This is a genomic window from Rhodoferax bucti (assembly GCF_005876985.1).
GTDB classification, from domain to species: domain Bacteria; phylum Pseudomonadota; class Gammaproteobacteria; order Burkholderiales; family Burkholderiaceae_C; genus Allorhodoferax; species Allorhodoferax bucti.
This window is the reverse complement of record NZ_VAHD01000001.1, coordinates 790,005-812,846: the sequence shown is the minus strand read 5'-3', so window position 1 is coordinate 812,846 and position 22,842 is coordinate 790,005. Positions and strand designations below refer to the sequence as shown.

The 22,842-nt window shown below is 64.0% G+C and carries 22 protein-coding genes; 5 read left to right on the top strand and 17 right to left on the bottom strand.

Going from position 1 to position 22,842, the window contains the following annotated elements; genetic code table 11:
* Positions 1–27: 27 nt before the first annotated feature.
* Positions 28–612 carry a cob(I)yrinic acid a,c-diamide adenosyltransferase gene (locus FDM28_RS03870; protein WP_138513193.1) on the bottom strand — a complete coding sequence of 195 codons (585 nt, stop codon included), beginning with the start codon at positions 610–612 and terminating at the stop codon, positions 28–30.
* A gap of 64 nt (positions 613–676) precedes the next feature.
* On the opposite strand from FDM28_RS03870, the gene FDM28_RS03865 reads away from it, so the two are divergent.
* From FDM28_RS03865 to FDM28_RS03855, 3 genes are all read left to right on the top strand, one after another.
* Positions 677–2,101: an FAD-binding oxidoreductase gene (locus FDM28_RS03865; protein WP_138513192.1), complete on the top strand. Its 1,425-nt coding sequence runs from the start codon at positions 677–679 to the stop codon at positions 2,099–2,101.
* A 76-nt stretch (positions 2,102–2,177) separates the two neighbouring features.
* Positions 2,178–2,744: a LemA family protein gene (locus FDM28_RS03860; RefSeq protein ID WP_206021906.1), complete on the top strand. Its 567-nt coding sequence runs from the start codon at positions 2,178–2,180 to the stop codon at positions 2,742–2,744.
* 6 nt (positions 2,745–2,750) lie between these two features.
* Positions 2,751–3,662, top strand: coding sequence for a hypothetical protein (locus tag FDM28_RS03855; RefSeq protein WP_138513190.1), 912 nt, complete (start codon positions 2,751–2,753; stop codon positions 3,660–3,662).
* 39 nt (positions 3,663–3,701) lie between these two features.
* On the opposite strand, the gene FDM28_RS03850 is transcribed toward FDM28_RS03855, so the two are convergent.
* From FDM28_RS03850 to FDM28_RS03805, 10 genes are all read right to left on the bottom strand, one after another.
* On the bottom strand, positions 3,702–4,190 hold the full coding sequence (locus tag FDM28_RS03850) for an amino acid ABC transporter substrate-binding protein (RefSeq protein ID WP_138513188.1): 489 nt from the start codon (positions 4,188–4,190) through the stop codon (positions 3,702–3,704).
* A gap of 545 nt (positions 4,191–4,735) precedes the next feature.
* Positions 4,736–5,482, bottom strand: coding sequence for an HD-GYP domain-containing protein (locus tag FDM28_RS03845; protein WP_170211579.1), 747 nt, complete (start codon positions 5,480–5,482; stop codon positions 4,736–4,738).
* Positions 5,479–6,255 carry a class I SAM-dependent methyltransferase gene (locus tag FDM28_RS03840; RefSeq protein ID WP_138513184.1) on the bottom strand — a complete coding sequence of 259 codons (777 nt, stop codon included), beginning with the start codon at positions 6,253–6,255 and terminating at the stop codon, positions 5,479–5,481. Before FDM28_RS03840 ends, FDM28_RS03845 begins: the two co-directional genes overlap by 4 nt.
* A gap of 88 nt (positions 6,256–6,343) precedes the next feature.
* The gene (locus FDM28_RS03835; protein WP_138513182.1) at positions 6,344–7,303 is read right to left on the bottom strand and encodes a ParB/RepB/Spo0J family partition protein; all 960 of its coding nucleotides are present in this window, start codon (positions 7,301–7,303) and stop codon (positions 6,344–6,346) included.
* Between the two features lie 42 nt (positions 7,304–7,345).
* Positions 7,346–7,891 (bottom strand): RBBP9/YdeN family alpha/beta hydrolase, encoded by a 546-nt coding sequence (locus tag FDM28_RS03830; RefSeq protein ID WP_138513179.1) that lies wholly within the window; start codon positions 7,889–7,891, stop codon positions 7,346–7,348.
* A gap of 70 nt (positions 7,892–7,961) precedes the next feature.
* Positions 7,962–8,747, bottom strand: coding sequence for a ParA family protein (locus tag FDM28_RS03825; protein ID WP_138513177.1), 786 nt, complete (start codon positions 8,745–8,747; stop codon positions 7,962–7,964).
* A gap of 45 nt (positions 8,748–8,792) precedes the next feature.
* The gene (locus FDM28_RS03820; RefSeq protein ID WP_138513175.1) at positions 8,793–9,413 is read right to left on the bottom strand and encodes a LysE family transporter; all 621 of its coding nucleotides are present in this window, start codon (positions 9,411–9,413) and stop codon (positions 8,793–8,795) included.
* A 423-nt stretch (positions 9,414–9,836) separates the two neighbouring features.
* Positions 9,837–10,511, bottom strand: coding sequence for a 16S rRNA (guanine(527)-N(7))-methyltransferase RsmG (gene rsmG, locus FDM28_RS03815; protein ID WP_138513173.1), 675 nt, complete (start codon positions 10,509–10,511; stop codon positions 9,837–9,839).
* Positions 10,508–12,553, bottom strand: a complete 2,046-nt coding sequence (gene mnmG, locus FDM28_RS03810) for a tRNA uridine-5-carboxymethylaminomethyl(34) synthesis enzyme MnmG (RefSeq protein WP_138513172.1) — start codon at positions 12,551–12,553, stop codon at positions 10,508–10,510. Before mnmG ends, rsmG begins: the two co-directional genes overlap by 4 nt.
* Positions 12,554–12,684: 131 nt before the next feature.
* Positions 12,685–13,380 carry a Crp/Fnr family transcriptional regulator gene (locus FDM28_RS03805; RefSeq protein ID WP_240791885.1) on the bottom strand — a complete coding sequence of 232 codons (696 nt, stop codon included), beginning with the start codon at positions 13,378–13,380 and terminating at the stop codon, positions 12,685–12,687.
* A gap of 127 nt (positions 13,381–13,507) precedes the next feature.
* Between FDM28_RS03805 and FDM28_RS03800 the strand changes: the two genes are divergently transcribed.
* Positions 13,508–15,130, top strand: coding sequence for a GMC family oxidoreductase (locus FDM28_RS03800; RefSeq protein WP_138513170.1), 1,623 nt, complete (start codon positions 13,508–13,510; stop codon positions 15,128–15,130).
* A gap of 33 nt (positions 15,131–15,163) precedes the next feature.
* The gene (gene gstA, locus FDM28_RS03795) at positions 15,164–15,772 is read left to right on the top strand and encodes a glutathione transferase GstA (protein ID WP_138513168.1); all 609 of its coding nucleotides are present in this window, start codon (positions 15,164–15,166) and stop codon (positions 15,770–15,772) included.
* Between the two features lie 92 nt (positions 15,773–15,864).
* Here gstA and FDM28_RS03790 read toward each other — a convergent pair whose 3' ends face one another.
* The 6 genes from FDM28_RS03790 to FDM28_RS03765 all read right to left on the bottom strand — a co-directional run bounded on the left by FDM28_RS03790 (position 15,865) and on the right by FDM28_RS03765 (position 22,822).
* Positions 15,865–16,491, bottom strand: coding sequence for a hypothetical protein (locus FDM28_RS03790; protein ID WP_138513166.1), 627 nt, complete (start codon positions 16,489–16,491; stop codon positions 15,865–15,867).
* A gap of 34 nt (positions 16,492–16,525) precedes the next feature.
* Entirely contained in the window at positions 16,526–16,993 is a 468-nt protein-coding gene (locus FDM28_RS03785) for a hypothetical protein (RefSeq protein WP_138513164.1), read from the bottom strand.
* A gap of 70 nt (positions 16,994–17,063) precedes the next feature.
* Complete coding sequence (locus FDM28_RS03780) at positions 17,064–18,275, bottom strand: YbfB/YjiJ family MFS transporter (protein ID WP_240791884.1); 1,212 nt, start codon at positions 18,273–18,275, stop codon at positions 17,064–17,066.
* A gap of 11 nt (positions 18,276–18,286) precedes the next feature.
* Positions 18,287–19,861, bottom strand: a complete 1,575-nt coding sequence (locus tag FDM28_RS03775) for a methyl-accepting chemotaxis protein (RefSeq protein WP_138513159.1) — start codon at positions 19,859–19,861, stop codon at positions 18,287–18,289.
* 177 nt (positions 19,862–20,038) lie between these two features.
* Complete coding sequence (locus FDM28_RS03770; RefSeq protein ID WP_206021905.1) at positions 20,039–20,377, bottom strand: YnfA family protein; 339 nt, start codon at positions 20,375–20,377, stop codon at positions 20,039–20,041.
* 87 nt (positions 20,378–20,464) lie between these two features.
* Positions 20,465–22,822 (bottom strand): heavy metal translocating P-type ATPase, encoded by a 2,358-nt coding sequence (locus FDM28_RS03765; RefSeq protein ID WP_138513157.1) that lies wholly within the window; start codon positions 22,820–22,822, stop codon positions 20,465–20,467.
* Positions 22,823–22,842 lie beyond the last annotated feature (20 nt).

The following is a 22,842-nucleotide window of genomic DNA, read 5'->3' as shown; positions in this document are numbered from 1 at the left end:
CCTGGCGCTGCAAGCGCAGACCTAGGCTTAGGGAGCCTCGCCGCCACGGCGCGCCATGCGCTCGCTCTTCCAGTACACGTCGTCACCCAGCGTGCCATCAGTGCGGTAGCGGTTGAGCACGCGGGAGAGCACAAACATCAGGTCCGAGAGGCGGTTGAGGTACTGGCGAGGCGTGTCTTTGAGCGCCTCTTCGTTGCCCAGCGCCACCACCGCGCGCTCGGCGCGGCGGGCCACCGTGCGACACACATGGGCCAGCGAAGCCGCGCGGGTGCCGGCCGGCAGAATGAACTCTTCCAGCCGCGGCAAGGCCGCGTTGTGTTCGGCCAGGGCCTCGTCCAGCGCCAACACGGCCTCATTTTTGAGCAGCTCAAAGCCGGGAATCGACAACTCGCCCCCCAGGTTGAACAGCTGGTGCTGGATCTCGACCAGCAAGCTGCGCACGGCAGGTGGCATGTCTTCGCACAACAGCACCCCGAGGTGGCTGTTGAGCTCGTCCACATCGCCCATGGCGTGCACGCGCAAGCTGTTTTTGGAAACGCGGGTGTTGTCGCCCAGCCCCGTGGTGCCGTTGTCCCCCGTGCGGGTGGCGATTTGTGTGAGTCGGTTGGCCATGCGCACATTGTGGCAGGCAGGTGCTTACGGGCTTCCTACAATGGTGACAACAAGGAGACCCGCCATGAACGCCCCTACCGCCCTGACCCACCTGTTGCCCCAAGTGAACCTGCGCGAGGTGCCTGCCGCGCTCCTGGAAGCGCTGAAAGCCCGCTTCGGCGATCAGTTCTCCACCGCGCTGGTGGTGCGCGAGCAGCACGGACGGGACGAATCGGCATTTGACGTGCCGCCGCCCTCGGCGGTGGTGTTTGCCCAGAGCACCCAGGATGTGAGCGACGCCGTGCAACTGGCCGCGCAGCACCGGGTACCGGTGATTCCGTTTGGCGTGGGCTCCTCACTGGAGGGCCACCTGCTGGCCGTGCAGGGTGGCATCAGCCTGGATGTGAGCCGCATGAACCAGGTGCTCGCCATCAACGCCGAAGACCTGACCGTGACCGTGCAGCCCGGCGTCACCCGCAAGACGCTCAACGAAGCAGTAAAGAGCACCGGCCTCTTCTTCCCCATCGACCCCGGTGCGGACGCCACCATTGGCGGCATGAGCGCCACCCGCGCCAGCGGGACCAATGCCGTGCGCTACGGCACCATGCGCGAGAACGTGCTGGCCCTCGAAGTGGTGACGGCCAGCGGCGAAGTGATTCGCACCGGCACCCGCGCCAAAAAAAGCAGCGCCGGCTACGACCTCACCCGCCTGATGGTGGGCAGCGAGGGCACGCTGGGCGTGATCACCGAAGTCACCGTCAAGCTCTACCCGCTGCCCGAGGCGGTGATGGCCGCCACCTGCTCCTTCAACAGCCTGGCCGACGCGGTGAACACCACCATCCAGCTCATCCAGCTGGGGGTGCCGATTGCGCGCTGCGAGCTGCTGGACGACAACACCATCCGCATGGTGAATGCGCACTCCAAGCTCACGCTGCGCGAGGGCGCCATGCTGCTGTTCGAGTTCCACGGCTCGCCCGACGGGGTGAAAGAGCAGGTGCAAACCGTGCAGGACATTGCAGCGGAATTCGGCGGCTCGGCTTTTGAGTGGGCCGAAACGCCCGAAGAGCGCACCCGCCTGTGGACCGCGCGGCACAACGCTTACTTTGCCGGTATCCAGTCGCGCCCGGGCTGCAAAGCGATTACCACTGACACCTGCGTGCCCATCTCCAGCCTGGCCGATGCCCTTCTGGACAGCGTGACCGAAGCACGACAAGCCGGCCTGCCCTACTTTTTGGTCGGCCACGTGGGCGATGGCAACTTCCACATGGGCTACCTGATTGACCCCGCCAAGCCCGAAGAGCGCGAGCTGGCCGAGCAGCTCAACCACCAGCTGGTGGCGCGCGCGCTCCAACTGGGCGGCACCTGCACCGGCGAACACGGCGTGGGCCTGCATAAGCAGGGCTTTCTGGTGGAAGAAACCGGCGCGGGTGCGGTGGACATGATGCGCACCATCAAGCGCGCGCTGGACCCGCACAACATCTTGAACCCCGGAAAAATCTTTTCGCTATAAATTCAGGAGCTGCTGGCGCACATTCCATGGGCGCTAGACGGCGATTTGGCTTGTAAACCAACGCAAGGAGTAAGGCATGGGAATGGTGTTCTGGATCGTGCTGGCCGTGGCCGTGTTCTACCTGATCAGTGTCTACAACGGGCTGGTGGAGGTAAAAAACGCCGTCTCCAAAGCCTGGGCCAACATCGATGTGCTGCTCAAGCAGCGCCACGACGAGCTGCCCAAGTTGATCGACACCTGCAAGCAGTACATGCAATACGAGCAGGCCACCCTGGAAAAAGTGATGGCGGCGCGCGCCCAGGTGTCCAGTGCCCGTGAGTCGCAGAACGTGGCGGCGGTCGGCCGGGCGGAGTCCGGGCTGCGCAGCGGCCTGGGCCAGCTGTTTGCCCTGGCCGAAAGCTACCCCGACCTCAAAGCCAACGAGCAGTTCGTGCAACTGCAGGCCCGCATCAGCAGCCTGGAAAACAGCATTGCCGACCGCCGCGAGTTTTACAACGAGTCCGTCAACATCAACAACGTGCGGATCGAGCAGTTCCCCGGCGTGCTGGTGGCGCGTTTCTTCAACTTCAAGAGTGCGGAGTTGCTGAAGTTCAGTTCTGAGGAACTGCAAGACGTGGACATCGCCGCCCGCTTCAAGGCCTGACGCCCGGTGAGCCTGGAACTGGCTGGCCTGCGCTGGCTGCGCAGCGAAAGCAATGCCCGGGGCCTCTTGGTCGCGGTGTACGCCACCCTGGTGGGCGCCGCCGTGCACGCAGGGCCGGGCAGCGTGCAACGCTGGTGCGTAGTCGCACTGGGCGGTGTGGCGCTCTTGGCCTGGGCCGCGGCGCTGCGACGCGCCCGGGCGATTGCGAATATCGCCACCTCCCGCATCGCCTCGGCGGCGCAGGGGTATGTGGAGCTGCAGGGCCGTGCCAGCATCGGCGAGCTGATCCTCAGCCCCCTGAGCAACACGCCCTGCATCTGGTACCGCTACCGGGTCTATGAGCGCGACCGTGAGAATGACTGGAAAGAAATCGAGAGTGGCACCAGCAGCGCCACTTTTGACTTGGCAGATGGCAGCGGTAGCTGCACCGTGGACCCTGACCATGCCGAAGTGGTGGGTGCCCACAGCACCACCCGCCAGAACGGCGACACCAAGGAGGTCGAAGAACTGCTACACGCCGGCCGCAGCCTGTATGTGCTGGGCGAATTCAGCACCGTGGGCGGCGCCAACTCCGATTTAAGCCTGCGCGAGGATGTGAACGCCCTGCTTGCGAGCTGGAAGCAAGACCAGACCGCGCTGCACCGCCGCTTCGACCTCAACCGCGATGGCGAGATCGACCTGCAGGAGTGGGAGCTGGCCCGCCGCCTCGCCACCCGCACGGTGGAGCAAGAGCACCGCAGCATCCGCGCCCAGCCCGGCGTGCACGTGATGCGGGCGCCGCAGGACGGCCGGGTGTTTTTGCTCTCCCCCTTGCCGCCGCAGCGCCTGCGCCGGCGCTACCTGCTGTGGAGCGTGCTGCACCTCGCGGTGTGCCTGGCTGCCGGGTTTGCAGCAGGCAAATTGCTCCTGATTTCATAGCTGCCAGCGCACATTCCACCAGCGGTGGAGGCACTTTCGTTACTGAACCCAGGCGGAGCCGTATTTTTTGAGGGCAGCTTCCTCGTCAGGCCGCAGGTAGGGGTTGGGGATGTCGATGCGCTGGCGCTCTTTGAGCTTCAAGGCTTTCATTTCTGCCGGGGTGCCCACGGCAGTGTGCAGGCGCTGCATCAGCTTGCCGCTGGCGTACAGCTTTTCCATCCCCTGGGTGATGGCTTTTTGAATGTCCGGCTCGCGGGGCGACACGTAAAAGAACAAATCGTTGGGGTAGTGCAGCAGCAGGTGCTGGTCCACCTCCACATTGCTCAGCCCCTCCACCATGTTTTTTTCGTTGTTGATTTCCAGAATGGAGCGCGAGTAGGCATCAAACCGGCCGCGCTGCAGCATTTGGAAGAGCCGGTCGTATTCCGAGGTTTCCACCTTGAGCTGGGCGGCTCGCATGATGTCGGTGTCCACCCAGGCGGTGCCGCTGCCGATCGAGATCGTGCGCAAATCGTCCAGCGTGCGCACCGCTTCGAGCTTGCTGCGGGCCGTTTGTGCACAAACATGACGCGGTAGCCCCCCGCCCCCAGGTACATGGGCACGGGCACCAGCAGCAAGTCCTTGGTCCCCGATGCACCGGCCGAGGTCGCAGTGACGTTGCACCCCTTGTTGTCCCGCACCAGCAGCAGGTAGCGCATGTCCGAGAATTGGTCCTCCGGCAGCACACACGGGGTCAGGGTAAAGCTGCGGCCCGAGGCTTGCAGGGCTTGCAGCAGCAGGTCGTAGCGCAGGGCCACGGTTTTGTTGCCCAGCTGGGAGGCACGCTCCGCGCGCACCTCCAGAACCGGGTTGTCGTTTGCGTGGGCGCAGAAGATTGTGCCGGCCAGCAGCCCCGCAACCAGGGCGGCAATGGTGTGTTTCAAATCTTGTCTCCAGTGGCGGCCTCTTGGCGGGCACTCCCTGCATGGAAGCTGCATTGTTGCTCCACATCCGGTCATCACCATGCGCTCCATAACCCGCGCTTGCAATGCCCCATGACCTGCAAGCCCCGGGAGACGCCCGGGCCGGAGTGGCTACAAGACCGCGACCTCGGCAATCGCGTTGGCCATGTACTCGATCTTTTGCTGCATGTCGGCATCGGTATCGGCAAACCGGGTGGCGATGGAGCGGAATGCTTCATGCACCGCCAAAAACGCATCGACCACGGCCGGGTCAAAGTGCGCGCCACGGCCTTCGGTGAGGATCTGCACGGCCCGCTCATGCGGCACGCCGTCTTTGTAGACCTTGTTGCTGATCAGGGCGTCATACACATCGGCCAGCGCCACGATGCGGGCAGAGAGCGGAATCTGCTCGCCCCACAGGCCCTTGGGGTAGCCGGTGCCGTCCCACTTTTCCTGGTGGCACAGCGTCAGCTCTTTGGCCACGGTCAACAGGGGCGAGACGCGGCCCAGCGTTTTTTCTGCGCGCACCAGGGCGTCGTGGCCCAGCGTGGTGTGGGTGCGCATGATGGCAATTTCGTCGGCACTGAGGCGGCCGGGCTTGAGCAGAATGCGGTCGGGAATGCCCACGGTGCCCATGTCGTACATCGGCACGCTGCCCACCAGCAACTCCACAAAAGCGGGGGTCAAGGCCTCAGCGTACGCCGGGTTCTGGTGCAACTCGCCACACAGGGCGCGCACATAGTGCTGCACGCGCAGCAGGTGGCTCTCGGTATCCGACTCGCGCAACTCTGCGAGGGTGGCCAGGGCAAACACCACCACCTGCGCAGCGTGCAGGGCTTCGTCAGCGTCAACGGGGGGGACGGGGCTCGCGTGTGTCATGCAGTTTCTCCTGGGGGCACCGGCAGAGGCGCCTGGTACAGCCATACCATTTTGCCACCGGGTGCGCGCCAGTGGGCACGCGGTGTGGCGCTCGTGGCCTCAAATTCCAGACTCACCAGCCAAGCCCCAGGGCGCAGCTCGGCGCGGGCCTTGGCCACCGCGCGGGCCATGCTCTCCGGCCGTTGGAAGAGGTAAACCATGTCGTAACGGCCCCAGTGGGCTTTCCAGATGTCGCCGCGCGTCACCAGCGCCCAAGGGCAGCGCAGCCCGCACAGCAGACGCAGCGGCCAGCTCCATTCAATGCCGTGCAACTCCGCCTGCGGGTAAGCCAGGCGCAGCGCCTGCAGGCCGTGGCCGAGGCCGCAACCGGCATCCAGCAAATGGGCACCCACCGGCAAGGGGGCGTGCGCAGGCAGCTCGGCCAGGGCGTTGCGGGGGGTGGGAAACAACGGCGCATCCCGCCAGGCATTCACCGGGTAGACCAGCAGCAACAAGCCCAGCGGCAGCAGCCAGGCCCAGGCGGGCAGCGAGTCGGCCCCCAGCGCCGAGAGGCTCGCTGCCAGCGACAAGGGAAAGCCCCCGGCAATCAGCAAGCGGCGCCACCAGGTCGCGCCCCAGAGGCTGCAAGCCACCCCCACCGCACTGCTCAGGCCCAGCGCCCACTGCAGCGCTAGGCCCTGCCCCAGCAGTGCGCGAAACACCGTCCAGCACAGCGCCCACGCCAGCACCGCAGGCAGGGGCCAGGGCCAATGGGTGGGGTGGATGCGGCGCATGGTTCTACAAGCCAAAAGTGCCTCTAGCGCTTATGGAATATGCGCAAGCAGCTCCTGTTTTCATAGCAAACAATGCGCTGAGCGAGGGTTAGCGGTTGCCACCCGGCGCCAAGCGATCGATCAGGCCATTGAGCTCGTCCAGCGAGCCGAACTGGATCACGACTTCGCCCATTTCCTCGAAGCGGCCGTTGCGCTTGACGCGCTTTTTGATGTGCACATCCACCTGCGCCATCAACAGGTCGGAGAGTTCTTCCTCCACCCGCTTGATATCGCGCGACTTTTCTTTGGCCGGCTTTTGCGGCGTGAGGGAGAACTCGGCACTCAGCTTCTTGACCAGGCTCTCGGCCTCCCGCACCGACATTTTTTTGGTGGCAATCTGGTTGGCGGCGGTGATCTGGGTGGCGCGGTCCAAGGCCAAGAGGGCACGGGCGTGGCCCATGTCGATGTCGCCCGCCATGAGCATGGTCTGCACCGGGTCGGCCAGGTTCAAGAGGCGCAACAAGTTGCTGGCGGCGCTGCGCGAGCGGCCCACGGCCTGGGCGGCGGTTTCGTGAGTGAGGCCGAATTCTTTGATCAGGCGCTGCAGGCCCTGGGCCTCTTCCAGCGGGTTCAGGTCTTCGCGCTGGATATTTTCAATCAGCGCCATGGCGGCGGCGGCCTCGTTGGGCACGTCGCGCACCAGCACCGGCACTTCGCTCAGGCCGGCCAGTTTGGCGGCACGGAAGCGGCGTTCGCCGGCAATGATTTCGTAAATAGCACGCTTGCGGCCCTCGCCCAGATGTTGGGCGGCATCGGCTTCATCGAGCTTGCGCACGAGGATAGGCTGCATGATGCCCTGGGCCTTGATGCTTTCGGCCAGCTCGTACAGGGCACCTTCGTCCATGTGGGTACGCGGCTGGTACACGCCGGCCACCATGTCAGCCAGCAGCAGGGTGCTGGGTGTCGTTGATGTGGCAGAGGTGGCATCCGCCGCCGGGGCGTCCACCACTTTGGGGCCCAGCAAGGCTTCCAGGCCCATGCCCAAGCCTTTGGGTTTTTTCGTAACCATATTCTGTCCTTGTCGATGTCGTGTCAGTGAGAGGCCTGGGCGTCAGCCGGCGCGGGCCACCAGCGCTTGCAGCCTGGCCAGGCCCTCGGGCCAATCCCCCAGGCCGCTATCAGCATTCAAGTGCCCGGCGTTGCCGCAGTCCACCAAGTCGGCGCCCCACGCGGTGGCGAACTGTTGGGCTCGGGCATAGGTGCAATAGGGGTCGTTGCGGCTGCCCAGCAGCTCGACGGCGAAAGGCAACTTGTCCATCACCACCGGCCACCAGCTCTTGAGCGGGGCCTGCAGCTCTTCGCGCTCCGGGTCGCCGGGGCCGACCAAAAAGGCGGCCTTCACGCGGTGGGTGTTTTGCGAATGCTGGGCCCAGGCGGCGGTGAGGATGCACCCCAGGCTGTGCGCCACCAGCACCACCGGGGTGGGCGCGGCCAGCACGGCTTCTTCGAGCTGCATCATCCAGTCGCCGCGCAGGGGCTGCATCCAGTCGTGCTGCTGCACGCGGGTGAAGCCGTGCAAGGCTTCCCAGCGGCTTTGCCAGTGGGCGGGGCCGGAGTTTTGCCAGCCGGGCAACAGGAGGACGGTAGGAGTGGACATCATTGCTATGAATTCAGGAGCTACTTACGCAAGGGAGACACGCGCTAAAGGTCTATTTGGCTCGGAAAGCCTACATAGCCTGAATGCGGTCCACCATCTCTTGCGCGAAGGTCACAAAAGCCTGCGCGCCTTTGGAGTGGGGGTCAAACACCACGCCCGGCACGCCATAGCTGGGTGCCTCGGCCAAGCGCACGTTGCGAGGAATGACGGTGTCGAACACCTTGTCGCCGAAGTGGGCCTTGAGCTGGTCGCTCACCTGGTTTTGCAAGGTGATGCGGGGGTCGAACATCACGCGCAGCAGGCCGATGATTTGCAGGTCATCGTTGAGGTTAGCCTTGACCTGCTTGATAGTGTTGACCAGATCGGTCAGGCCTTCGAGGGCGAAGTACTCGCACTGCATGGGCACGATCACGCCATGGGCGCAACACAGGCCGTTGAGGGTAAGCATGCTCAAAGACGGCGGGCAGTCGATGAGCACAAAGTCGTATTCACCATCCACCGCCGCCAAGGCCTGCTTGAGGCGGCGCTCCCGCCGCTCCAGCTCCACCATTTCTACCTCGGCACCCGCCAGCTCGCGGTTGGCGCCGAGGATGTCGTAGCTGCAGCCGCCTTCGATCAGCTTCTCGCTTTTGGCACGGGCTTCCGCTACCGAAGCGGATTCCAGCAGCACGTCGTACACCGTGAGTTCGAGCTTGCGCTTGTCCACGCCCGAGCCCATGGTGGCATTGCCTTGGGGATCGAGGTCAATCATCAACACCCGCTGCCCGACCTTGGCCAGACCCGCAGCCAGATTGACGGTGGTGGTGGTTTTGCCGACGCCACCTTTTTGGTTGGCAACGCAGAAGATTTTGGCCATAGAGCGCTCAGGGTGTGAAAACGGAAAACAGATGCAACGGGAAATTTACTTGGCAGACTGCAAGGCCAGCTTGATGCCAAAGCCCACCAGAAACAGGCCCGCCACTTTCTCCAGCACCCGGCCGATGCGGGGGTTGGCGCGCATGCGCTCCGCCAAAAAGTGCGTCAGCAGCGTGGCACCCAGGCCGTAGAGAAAGGTGAGAAAAGCAATGGTGGCCGCCATAAAGGCATACGTCACAACCCCTTGCTGGTTGGCACGGTCCACGAACAAGGGGAAGAAAGCCATGTAAAACAAGATGGCCTTGGGGTTGAGCAGCGTGATGAGCAAGGCCTGGCGCAGGTAGTGGCCTGCCTTGATGTTGAGTACCGGTGCGGCGCCGGGTTTGGCGGTCAACATCTTAAAGCCCAGCCAAGCAAGATAAGCAGCGCCGGCCCACTGCACAGCGTGGAAGGCTTCGGGGTAAGCGGCCAGCAATGCGGCCACGCCGGCAACGGCAGACCACATGAGCACCTGGTCGCCCAAGATCACCCCAAGGGTCGCGGCCAGTCCGCCACTGATGCCGCCTTTGCTGGTCGAGGTCACCAAGGCCAGATTCCCCGGGCCGGGGATGGCCAGGAACACGATGATGGTGATGACAAAAGTGCCGTAATCGGTGACGCCGAGCATGGGGTTTCTTTCTTGGGGGGAGTGGGTGAGTTTACGTTGGAAACTTTATGGCGCTGTATGGGTTTGCTGATCATTACCTCCCGGGCAATCTCCACCGTGTGTTTCACGTGAAACTCTGCTTGAACACCCCTTTGCTCGCAGCCTTGGTGCTGGACTCGCTGCGTGGCAGGGGCACACCCCGCCGTTCGTGTCCCCCGCCTGCTACGCAGGCTCCTCCTTGACCTCACTTTGGGGTGCACCCCTGCCACGCCGCTGCGAAGAACGCGCCTGTATTTACGACTTTAAGAACGCTCATTACATTGGCAGGTTGGGTGGGGTTGTGCGTTTTGCGCAGGTCAAGGAGGAGCCCGCAAAGCGGGCGGAGGACACGGAGCAAAACGCGCAACCCCACCCAACCCTCACACCAACCCGGAAAACAAGGGCTTAAACCACCACCCTCTTCCGCATCCACACAATGCACCGCTCCGCATCCAACCCAGGCACCGAAAGCTGTTCCACGTGAAACACCTCCACGGACACAGGCAACGCAGCCATCTCGTCCGCAGGATGCTTGCCCTTCATTCCCATCCACACACCCTGCCCTGCCAAGGCTTTTTCGGACCAAGTGGTGAAGTCCACCAAAGAAGCAAAGGCACGCGAGCTCACCACGTCGTAGGGCTCGGTCAAGCTTTCCACCCGCGCATGGATGCCACGCAGGTTAGGCAGCTTCAAAGTCACGGCCACCTGCTGGATGAATGCAGCCTTCTTGGCTACCGTATCGACACAGTGCACCGTGATGTGCGGGCAGCAAATAGCAATGACGATACCGGGCAGGCCAGCACCCGAACCCACATCCAGCAAGCGCGGCTTGTCACCAACAACGCCCTGCTCTTTCAAAGCGGCAAGCTGCTTTTGCAATGGTGCGATCACCGCCAAGCTGTCGAGCAGGTGGTGCGTGAGCATCTCATCCGGATTGCGCACCGCCGTCAGGTTGTAGACCTTGGTCCATTTCTGTATCAGGGCGAGGTACTCCAGCAAGGCGGCTTGCTGGGCCGCGTCCAGATTCAAACCCAATGAGGTGGCCGCTTTGCCCAGTTGCTTCAAATGGCTGGCGCTCATACAGCCTCGGCCTTTTCGGCGAAGCCGCGGAAGTTGCCCTTCTTCAGATGGATCATCAACAGCGAAATCGTGGCGGGCGTGATGCCGGACAAGCGCGATGCCTGCCCCAAGGTTTCGGGCTTGTACTTACTCAGGCGCTGGCGGGCTTCGATGCTCAGGGCCGTGACTTGCATGTAGTCGAGGTCATCCGGCAAGCGCAGGTTTTCGTAATGGGCGGCGCGCTCCACTTCGTCCTTCTGACGGTTGATGTAGCCGGAATACTTGGCAGCGATTTCCACCTGCTCCACCACCGCAGCCACAAAGGCCACCTCTGCTGCATCCACGGTTGGCAGGCCAGCTGTTTCACGTGAAACAACATCCAGCAAATCACGGTTGGCGTACTTGCCATGATCCAGCGACATCAACCCGCCGTAGCTCACATTGGGGCGCCGCAGCAGGTCCGCGAGGTTGTACTCATGCTCGATGGACTTGCCCAGCACCCGCTCGGATTCGTCGGCGGCCAGGTTGCGCGGGTTCACCCAGATGCTGCGCAGACGTTCTGTTTCACGTGAAACAGCATCGCGCTTGCGGCAGAAGGCATCCCATCGCGCGTTGTCCACCAAGCCCAGTTCGCGCCCCACTTCGGTCAAGCGGGCATCGGCATTGTCTTCACGCAGCTGCAAGCGGAACTCAGCCCGGCTGGTGAACATGCGGTAAGGCTCCGTCACACCCTTGGTAATCAGGTCATCCACCAGCACGCCCAGGTAAGCTTGGTCGCGACCGGGCAACCAGGTGTCGCCCGTGTAGCTGGCGCCACCCGCCGCACTCAATGACACATCGCCACCGCCCATGGCTCGCACTTGCAGTGCGGCATTGATGCCGGCAAACATCCCTTGCGCCGCCGCCTCTTCATAGCCGGTGGTGCCGTTGATCTGGCCGGCAAAGAACAGTCCGCCAATCTGGCGTGTCTCAAAACTACCCTTCAGGCTGCGCGGGTCAAAGTAGTCGTATTCGATGGCGTAACCGGGGCGCAGGATGTGCGCATTCTCCAAGCCAGCCATGCTGCGCACCAACTCGTACTGAATATCGAAGGGCAAGCTGGTGCTGATGCCGTTGGGGTAGTACTCGTGGGTAGTCAGGCCTTCGGGCTCCAAAAAGATCTGGTGGCTGTCCTTGTCGGCAAAGCGGTTGATCTTGTCTTCCACGCTCGGGCAGTAGCGCGGGCCCACGCCCTCGATCTTGCCGGTGAACATGGGGCTGCGATCGAACCCGCTGCGGATGATGTCGTGCGTACGCTCGTTGGTGTGGGTAATCCAGCACGGCACTTGCTGCGGGTGCATGGCCACATTGCCCATGAAGCTCACCACCGGCATCACATCGCTCATGCCACCGGGCACGCCGTCACCGGGCTGGATGATGCATTTGCTGAAGTCGATGCTGCGGCCATCAATGCGCGGCGGAGTGCCCGTCTTCAAGCGCCCTTGGGGCAGCTTCAGTTCTTTGAGTCGGGCAGACAGCGACACGGCGGGCGGGTCGCCTGCCCGGCCGGCGGCATAGTTGTTCAGGCCCACGTGGATCTTGCCGTCGAGGAAGGTACCGGCCGTCAGCACCACCGCCTTGCCCCTGAAGCGGATGCCTACCTGCGTGACCGCACCCACCACCCGGTCGCCTTCGACCATCAGGTCATCGACGGCTTGCTGGAACAGCGAGAGGTTGGGCTGGTTTTCCAGCATGCGGCGGATGGCGGCTTTGTAGAGCACGCGATCGGCCTGCGCACGGGTGGCCCGCACAGCTGGGCCTTTGCTACTGTTGAGAATACGGAACTGGATGCCGGCCTCGTCCGTGGCCAGCGCCATCGCACCGCCCATGGCATCCACCTCTTTGACCAGGTGGCCCTTGCCGATGCCGCCGATGGAGGGGTTGCAGCTCATCTGCCCCAGGGTCTCGATGTTGTGGGAGAGCAGCAGGGTCTTGCAGCCCATGCGGGCGGCTGCGAGTGCAGCTTCGGTTCCGGCATGGCCGCCGCCGACAACGATGACGTCGAATTCTTGTGGGTACAACATGGCAAGGGGGCGCGGGGGCGGACCACAGTGCGTGTCCGGCCGGCGCAATCAGAGAAGGGAGGCGCCGATTTTACCGGCCCTCCCCTGTTTTGCCGAATGCCAAGGTCATCCCCTTGGCACGCACCCGCTACTCAGGCCAGCGCCGCCTCGCGCTGCAGCAAGGCCATGTCCAAAAAATCGATGTGCCCGTAGCCCAGCACCAGCGCCCCTTCGCTCACAAAATGCTTCAACTCCTTGGCCAGGGTCTGGCGGGTCACGCCCAGCATCATGGCAAGCTCCTCATGCGACACATGCACCCCCGTGCGCACTTGCGCAGCCATGGTCATGTCGCCCTTAGCCAGCGAGATCAAGCGACGGGCCACCCGCATGCGGGTGGAGCGCAGCATGGTGTCTTCCACCAGGCCCGACAGGCCCCGCACCCGGGCCGACAGCAGCGTCGTCATGCCGTGGGCAAAGCCGATGCGCCCCATCAGCCGCCAGAAATCCTGCGGGGTGATCACGAGCAGTACCCCATCGCGCAACACCGTCACGTCGTGCGGGCGGCGCTCGCCATCCAGCAGGGACATTTCGCCAAACCAGTTGCCCGCCTCCAGCACCGACAAGATGCCTTCGCGCCCGTCCTCCCCGGTGATGGATACGCGCAGCACCCCGTCAAGCACGCCGTAAAAGCTGCCCCCTTCGTCGCCCTTGCGGTAGACCACCTCGCCCGCCGTCACCGGCACCCAGGTCGCCACGGCCAGCATGGCTTTGCGCTCTGCCAGAGGCAGCCCGGCAAACCACGGGTTAATGGCCATCATCTTCAGCACCTCGGTTTTGGAGTGCGTCATCCATTCCTCCACGGTGAATACCCTCGATTGTTAAATTTTTAACAGTCCATCGTATCTGCAAAGAGTACGCTGGGGCATGGAGTCTCACCAAAGTCGTGTGGCACCGCAATAAGCTGAATGACTCAACATGACAACTGAATTCGATTACATCGTGGTCGGCGGCGGCTCCGCCGGCTGCGTGCTGGCCGGCCGCCTGAGCGAAGACCCCAGCGTATCGGTATGCCTGCTCGAAGCCGGCGGGCCAGATACCAGCGCCTTCATCCACGCCCCCCTCGGCTTTGCCGCTACCGCGCCGCTGGGCATCTTCAACTGGAACTACGAGAGCGTGCCCCAAGCCGGCCTGGGCGGGCGGCGCGGCTTTGCCCCCCGTGGCAAGGTGCTGGGCGGCAGCAGCTCGCTCAACGCCATGGTCTACACCCGCGGCAACCCGGCCGATTACGACCGCTGGGCCGCCCAGGGCAACCCCGGCTGGAGCTACCAGGAGGTATTGCCGCTCTTCAAGCAGTCCGAGAACAACCAGTGCTTTGGCAACAACGCCTACCGCAGCACCGGCGGCCCCTTGAACGTGTGCTACCTGCGCAGCCCCAGTCCGCTCAACGAGGCCTTTTTGGACGCCTGCGAAAGCCAGGGCCTGCCCCGCACCCCCGACTACAACGGCGCGCAACAGTGGGGCTGCGCACCCGCCCAGGTGACGCAAAAAGATGGCGAGCGCTGGAGTGCGGCCAAAGCCTACGTCACCCCCCACCGCAACCGGCCCAACCTCACCGTGATCACCCAGGCCCACACCAGCAAGGTGCTGCTGGACGGGGCCCACGGCGCACTGCGGGCCACCGGCGTGCAGTACCTGCGCCAGGGCCAAACCCAGGAGGTGCGGGCGCGCCGCGAAGTGCTGCTAAGTAGCGGCGCCTTCGGCTCGCCACAGCTCCTCATGCTCTCGGGCGTAGGCCCAGCGGAGCACTTGCGCGAACACGGCATCCCGGTGCGCCACGCCCTGCCCGGTGTGGGCCAGAACCTGCAAGACCACGTGACCGCCGTGCTCATCTACCGCACACCGCACCAGCGGGAAACGCTGGGCTTTTCGTTCCGGGGTGCGTGGGCCATGGTGCGCTCCATCTTTGAGTGGCGCCGCCAACGCACCGGCTGGATCACCACCAACGTGGCCGAGTCGCAAGGCTTTATGAAAACCCGGCCCGACGTGGAGGCCCCCGACATCCAGCTGGCCTTTTGCACCGGCATCGTGGACGACCACACCCGCAAAGCCCACCTGGGCCACGGCTATACCTTGCACGTGACACTGATGCGCCCCCAGAGCCGTGGCAGCCTCACCCTGCAAAGTGCCAAGCCCACCGATGCGCCGCGCATCGACCCCGCCTACTACCAGCACCCGGACGATCTGGAGACCATGGTGCGCGCCACGCAAATGGGCTTCGACATCATGGAAGCCCCCACGCTGGCCCCCTACCGAGGAAAGATGCTCTACCCGCTGGAGCGCAACAACCGCGCGCAGATTGAGCAGTTTTTGCGCGACCACTCCGACACCGAGTACCACCCCATCGGCACCTGCAAGATGGGCCCGGCCAGCGACCCGATGGCGGTGGTGGACGCCGAACTGCGGGTGCACGGCATTGCCGGGCTGCGGGTGGTGGATGCCTCCATCATGCCGGACCTGGTCACTGGCAACACCAACGCCCCCACCATCATGATTGCCGAGAAGGCGGTGCACCACATCCGCGCCGCGCAAGTCCGGTAGCATGCGGGGCTCACCCCCCACCAGAGGACGTTTATGAAGCTGTACTACTCCCAAGGCGCCTGCTCGCTGTCCCCGCACATCGTGCTGCACGAGGCCGGCCTGGCGTTTGAAGCCATCCCCGCGCCTACCAAAACCCACCAGCTGCCCGACGGCACCGACTTCTACACCATCAACCCGCTAGGCTACGTGCCCTACCTCACGCTGGACGATGGCCGCAGCCTGCACGAAGGCCCTGCCATCGTGCAGTACCTGGCCGACCTGGTGCCCGAGAAACAGCTGGCCCCGGCCAACGGCACGTTTGAGCGCTACAAGCTGCAAGAGTGGCTGACCTTCATCGGCACCGAGCTACACAAAAACTTCAGCCCCCTGTTCACCCCCACCGCCCCCGCAGAAACCAAAGAAGCCGCCAAGCAAACCCTGGCCAAACGCTTGGCGTGGGTGGATGGCGAGCTGGCCGGCAAAGACTACCTACTGGGTGCGCAATTCACCGTGGCCGATGCCTACCTGTTCACCGTGACCAACTGGGCACGCCTTGTGCACGTGGACCTGAGCACCTTTGCGAATCTGCTGGCCTACCGCGCCCGTGTGGCTGAGCGCCCCGGCGTGCAGGCCGCTATGCGGGCTGAAGGTTTGTTGAAATAAAACACCAAGCTACCAAAACCAAGGGCCGTCACGGGCCCTTTTCTATTGGCTTGCTATTTTTTTGATAGCTGCTTGCGCTTATCCGACGAGCGCTAGAGGCAACTAGGATAGGGTGCTGCCTCGCCCGGAACCCGGGGGCACAACTTCATCGGCATCAGCCGCTGCAGGCGCTCTGACCACTTGGCGGCATCCAGGGCGACGGGGCTGCTAACTGGCTCTGCACGCTCCGCCCACTGCAGGGTGTAGTAGTCGCGCTCACCTTTCACCACTAGCACCAAGGCCACTTCGCTGCGAGTTCCACCCGGCGCGATGCCGCATCCGATCAAGGCGGCAAAGGCATCGTGATTGCCCACGCGCATTTCACCCAAACCTTGAGCGGCATAGCTTTGGGGGCAGGCATTTTTGAAGCCAGCAGCCATACTGCCGGCAAAGCGCGAGGGCGTCATCTGGGCATGGGCTGCCAGGTCACGGACACCACTGAGCGTGAGCATCTGGGTCCACCGCTCCAGCGTCTCACCCCGCAACACCGACTCCTGGATATAACCACCCGGTTTACTGTCTTCAAAGGCGGGGACAAAACCTGATGGATAGCTAAAGCTCACCAACTGGCTGAACACCGGAGTCACTGCACGTGCCGCCGGTATGGGGCCAGACGTTTGTGCGAACGCCGTGACGACACCGCTGCACCAAAGTGCAACCCAAGTGAAAGACTTGATCATCGGTTTTCTTTCATGGTCTAACGCTGATCCTGTACTACCGGTTGATGGCTCGCTCCATCATCTTGTCACGGATGTTGTCGTTGCCATTGAGGTCCAACGCATCGTGCAAGGTCGTGCGTCCGGTGGGTGCCTGTGTTGCCCCTTGGGATGGAGTGGCAGGTTTGGGAGCCATGGAGGGCACCACCGTGACGTGGCCACCGGTGACCGCCTCCACCTTGGCGCCGGCTTCGCAGGCTTGGTCGGTGTAAATCACCTGCTTGCCGCGTATGCACTTCTTCATCTGGCCGGGCAGGTTGTCCGGGGCCTTGGCTGTGGCACTGGCTGAGGGCAGCACTGGCTGTGCCTTGCCCCGCACCGAACCGTTGTCAAACACCACCGGCTTACGCGGCGGCTCAGGGCGCCACAACGCCTGCACCCAGGCATCGTCATGGTGGCGCCAAACAGAAATGCCCACCACGCCCACCAACAAGACGACTCCCACACGTCGGTACCAACTCAACACGCCCACGCTCCCTTGTTCATCGAATCATTCACTATGAAATCAATAGCTACTTGCGCTTGCTGTACGAGCGCTAGAGTGCTTTTTGACGTGTAGCCAGCGCCGCACCCAGCCACAGGGCGCATGCCGAAAACACCAAACCGCGGGCCAAACCGCCGGGGCCATCGGCAATCCAGCCCACCACCGTGGGCCCGACGATCTGGCCGGCGGCAAACACGGTGGTGAAGGCGCTGATGCCCGCCGCCCAGGCAACCGGCGGCAGGTTGTGCCGCACCAGCGCCGTGGTGGACGCCACCACCGACAAAAACACCGCCCCGAACAACAGCCCCGAAGCCAGCACCACCGGCCACCACTGGGTGAGGGCCGGCAGGATGGTGGCTACGCCCAGCAAGGCATTCAGCGTGGCCAGCGGTCGGCCGTTGCGGTGACGGTCCAGCAGGCCCGCCCAGATGCGGCTGGAGGCGCACACCGCCACGCCCAGCAGGGCGTAAAACAGCGTCACCGCCGCCGCCGACGTGCCTTGCGAGCGCAAGAGCGCCACCACAAAGGTCATGTAGCCGATGTAACCCACCCCGAACAGCGTGTACCCCGCCAAGCCATAGCGGAAGTCCGTCCAATGAAACTGCTGCGGCCCGGCGGTGGCGGCACCCGCAGCCGGCAAAGCCCAGCGCGCCATCACCCGCGCCGGCCACACCAGCACGGCCGTGCCCAACCCGCAGGCCAGTGCCAGCGCCCACCAGGACCATTGCCAGCCATGGAGCTGTGCCGCAAAGCGCTCCAGCAACCACGGCACCAGCACCGCACTGGCCACAATGCCCAAGCCGGTGCCGCCGTAGTACATGCCCAGCAACAAACCGCTGTGCCGCGGGTAGCGTGCGCCCAGGCGGGCCGCCAGCAGCCCGCCGGCCACAAACACCAGCGCACTGGCCACACCAGCCAGCAAACGCTGTACCAGCAAGGCTGTGGCATCGGTAAAAAAGCCGCTCAAGGCCATGAACGCGGTGGCCAGCAACGCGCCGCCCCACAACAACTCACCGGGCCCCCGGCTGCGCAGCAAGCGGGGAGTGAGCAAAGCGCCGATGAAGTAACCCAGCGCATTGGCCGTGTTCATGGCACCCGCCAGGGTGTAGCTCCAGCCCAGGTCGGTACGCATGGCCGGCAAAAGCAAGCCGTAGGCGAACCGGGTAATGCCCAGCGACACGGCCGCCCCCAGCGAGAGGGCCAAAGCCAGGCCCCAGGCCTGCGCATCGATGGCCAGTTGGGGCGTAGACGCTTGCGGCGCCACGGGGCGCGGGCTCAGGCCGCGCTGCCCTGCAGGCGGAACTGGCGCACCACCTGGGCCAGCGCATCGGCCTGCTCGCGCAAGCCTTGGGCAGCCGCTGCGCTCTGTTCCACCAGCGCCGCGTTTTGCTGGGTGGCCTGGTCAATGAGGCCCACCGACTGGTTCACCTGCGCAATGCCGCTGGATTGTTCGGTGGCAGAAGACGAAATCTCGCCAATGATCTGGCCCACGCGCTGCACGCCGTCGACCATTTCTTTCATGGCGGCACCGGCCTCTTCCACCAGTTTCACGCCACCGTCCACCGCATGCACGCTGCTGGTGACCAGGCCCTTGATTTCCTGGGCCGCCGCCGCCGAGCGCTTGGCCAGCATGCGCACCTCGGAGGCCACCACCGCAAAGCCCCGCCCCTGCTCACCGGCGCGGGCGGCTTCCACCGCCGCATTGAGCGCCAGAATGTTGGTCTGGAAGGCGATGGAGTCGATCAGGCCGATGATGTCGTTGATCTTGCTGCTGCTGGCTGCAATCTCGTGCATGCTGCCCACCGCCTGCGTCACCACCTGGCCGCCGCGGGCGGCGAGGGTGAAGGCGGAGTCCGAGAGCTGGCGTGCGGTTTGGGCAGCGTGGGCGGTTTGTTGCACGTTTTCGGTCAGGTCGGCGAGCGAGCCCACGGTGTCTTGCACGCTGCTGGCCGATTTCTCGGTGCGCAAGGACAAATCCTGGTTGCCGGAGGCAATTTCCTGGCTGGCAGTGGCCACGCTTTCGCTGGCATTGCGCACTTGCGACACCAGCGCGCTCAAGCCTTCTTGCATGGCTTTTTGGGCCTGCTGCAAGTCGGCCACCTCGTCTTTGCCATGCACCTCAATGTGCTGCGACAAATCGCCCCCCGCAATCGCCTGCGCCAGCAGCCGCGCACGCTCCAGCGGCTGGCAGATGGAGTTCATGTTCAGGATGGTGAGCGGCACCACCACCAGCGTGGCCACGGCCAGCGCCGCAATAAACAACCACTTGATGACGCCGCTGACCTTGTGCTGGTCGTTCACCGCGTTGTTGGCTTCGTCCTGCAGCACGCCTTCGAGGGACTTCATGCCCTTCATCACCTTTTCCACCTGGGCCAAAGCCTTCTGGCTCATGCGGTTGGCAATGGTGGCTGACTCGTAGCCGCTGGATTTGAGCTGGTTCGCCACCGGCTCAAAGAGTTTCACGTACTCCTTCAAGTCGGCTTGCATCTGGCGCACCACCGGGTTGTCGGTGTCTTCCTCGCCTTCCAGAAAATGGCCGGCAATCACGTCCACCTCGGCCAGGTGCGATTTCCAGCGGGTGTAAGCCTTTTCCACCTCTTCAGGCCGCTCGTACTGGATGATCATGTCCTTCTCGGCCTCGCGTACCGTGCTCATGGCCTCTTGCAGGCGGCCCAGGTACTGCATCTCGGCAAACGAGTTGTCCAGAAAGGCATCGCTCTGGTCCTGGATTTTGGCCATGCCCCACAAGCCGCCTATGCCCAGCATGCCCAACAGGGTCAGCACCATCGCAATGGCGCCCAACATACGCAGGCGAATGGTGAATTGCCGCATCAAAGACATTGTGTTCATTCTTGTATTCCTCGGGGTGGGCCCAGTTCAGGATGGGCCATTCTTTCAGAGTCTAAAGGGCTGTACAAGCAACAATGCAAGGCAAAACCGCCGTAGTGCCCCCTCTATTCCCACGACTTCCAACGACGCAGGGGGCCCGAGAATCCCACAGACCCGCCCGCCGCGCCTTGACTTGCGTCATGTCCCGGTGCGTGGCGCCAGCACCATCACCGCCATGCCGGCCAGCGCCAAAGCGGCACCGGCGCAGTCCCACGCCGTGGGGCGAATGCCGTCCACCACCCACAACCAGACCAGCGCGGTGCTGATGTAAACGCCCCCATACGCCGCATACACCCGGCCGCTGGCGGCGGGGTGCAGGGTAAGCAGCCACACGAACAGAACCAATGACGCTGCCGCCGGCAACAGCACCCACACCGGTGCGCGTTGCTGCAACCAGAGCCAGGGCAGGTAGCACCCCACGATTTCCGCTACGGCGGTAAGTACGTAAAGGCCGGTGGTGAGCAACAGGTGGTTCATGGGTGCCTTGGGGTTTGCTCCCATTTTAGGAGCTACTCGTGCACACGCCACCTGCGCTAGAGGCACTTTTGACGGCTAATCACCCGCTTACTTGCCACCCTGCTCTGGCGTCCAGCGCTTGAGCAACAGGGCGTTGGTCATCACGCTCACCGAACTCAGTGCCATGGCCGCACCGGCCACCACCGGGCTCAGGTAACCCAGCGCCGCCAGCGGAATGCCGGCCGCGTTGTAGGCAAAGGCCCAGAACAGGTTTTGCCGGATCTTGGACACCGTGCGACGGCTGATGTCCAACGCAGCCGCCACCAGCAGCGGGTCGCCCCGCATGAGGGTGATGCCGGCGGCATGCATGGCCACATCAGTGCCGCCGCCGTTGGGGTTGGCCATGGCCATGCCCACATCGGCCGCCGCCAGCGCAGGCGCATCGTTCACGCCGTCGCCCACGAATGCGACGCCCCCACGCTCCGCCGCTGCCCCAAACCGGGGAAGGGACCATGGTTTTGCATGGCCGTGGGGCTGTTTTGCCTTGGGGCGGCCCGGCGGCAAAACGCCTCGACCTGCCTTCAGCTCCAACACCTTCGCGGCCTTGTCGGCAGGCAACACCTCGGCCAGCACATCTTTGGCATCCAGACCCAGGCGCTTGGCCATGGCTTGCGCCGCGCCACGGTTGTCGCCGGAGATCATCACGGTCTGGATGCCACGCGCCTTCAGGGTGGCCAACGCTTCCTTGGCGCCGAGCTTGGGCTCGTCGGCAAATGCGAGCAGGGCCAGCAGTTTTAAGCCACCGGCTTGTTGCTCTGCCATGGCCGACACCGTGGCGCCGCTCATCTGCAAATCCGCCGCCTGCGCCGCGACTGGCGCCATGTCTACGCCCAGCTCCGCCATCCAGCGCAAGCTGCCCAGCAACAAGGTCTGCCCCCCCACTTTGCCTTGGGTGCCCCGGCCGGCCACTGCTTGCACATCGGTGGGTGCGGTTACGGTGAGTGCTTTGTCTTTGGCCGCCTGCAACACGGCGCGGGCCAGCGGGTGCTCGCTACCGCTTTGCAACCCAGCAGCCAAGGCCAGTGCTTCGTCATCGGTCTGGCCCACGGGCACCAAAGCGGTCAGGCGGGGTTGGCCTACGGTGAGGGTGCCGGTTTTATCGAAGGCCACCACATTGACGGTGTGCGCCACCTCCAGCGCCTGCGCGTCTTTGATCAGGATGCCAAACTTGGCCGCTACCCCGGTGCCCGCCATGATGGCAGCCGGCGTGGCCAAACCCAGCGCGCAGGGGCAGGCAATCACCAGCACCGCCACCGCATGGATCAGCGCCACCTCAAAGCTGTGGCCGGTGAAATACCAGCCCAGCAGCGTGACCAGCGCAATCACCAGCACCACCGGCACAAACACCGCGCTCACCTGGTCCACCAGCCGCTGGATGGGCGCTTTGGCGGCCTGCGCGTCTTCCACCAGGCGGATGATGCTGGAGAGCACCGTGTCCACCCCCACCGCGCGCACCTGCAGCACCACGCGGCCTTCGCCATTGATGCTGCCGCCCGTGAGCTTGGCGCCCACGTCTTTGGTCACGGGCAGCGGTTCGCCGGTCAGCATGGATTCGTCCACCTGCGTGCGGCCCTCCAGCAGCGTGCCGTCTACGGGAAAGCGCTCGCCGGGTTTGACCACAATTTTGTCGCCCACCAATACCTCGGCCACGGGCACATCCACTTCGCCATCGCGGCCCATCAGGTGCGCCGTGTCCGGCCGCAGGCTGTGCAGGGCGCGAATGGCAGCCGTCGTCTGCCGCTTGGCGCGGGCCTCCAGCCACTTGCCCAACAGCACCAGCGTCACCACCACGGCGCTGCCCTCAAAGTAGAGGTGTGGCTCCATGGCAGGCATGCCATGCGCGCTGTGGTCAGAGGCAGTCAGCCACAACCACATGGACAAAGCCCATCCCGCGGTGGTGCCCAGCGCCACGAGCAAATCCATATTGCCGGTGCGCGCCAGCAGCGCGTGCCAACCAGCTTTGTAAAAACGCGCACCCAGGATGAACTGCACCGGCGTGGCCAGCAAAAACTGCCACAGCGCAGGCAGCATCCAGTCTTTGCCAAAAAGGTCACCGACCATGGGCAGTACCAGAGGCGCACAGAGCGCCAAGCCCATGCCCACCGGCCCGAAACCCGCCCATGGCGAGGCATCCACTGCATCAATCGCCGCGCTAGGCGCCAAGGGTTCGTAGCCCGCGTCCCGCACCGCGCGGCGTAAACGGGCTTCCATGCCAGCGTCGTGCACCGCGATGCGGGCAGACTCAGTGGCCAGGTTCACCGTGGCGCTGTCCACGCCGGGCACCTTCTTGAGAGCTTTTTCCACACGCATCACACACGATGCGCAGGTCATGCCGCCAATGCCGATATCGATGGTGCTGGTGGTGTTGATCGAGGTGGTGTTTTCAGTGAGGTTTTCAGCGGTCATGGCGCAAGCTTAGGCCTTGC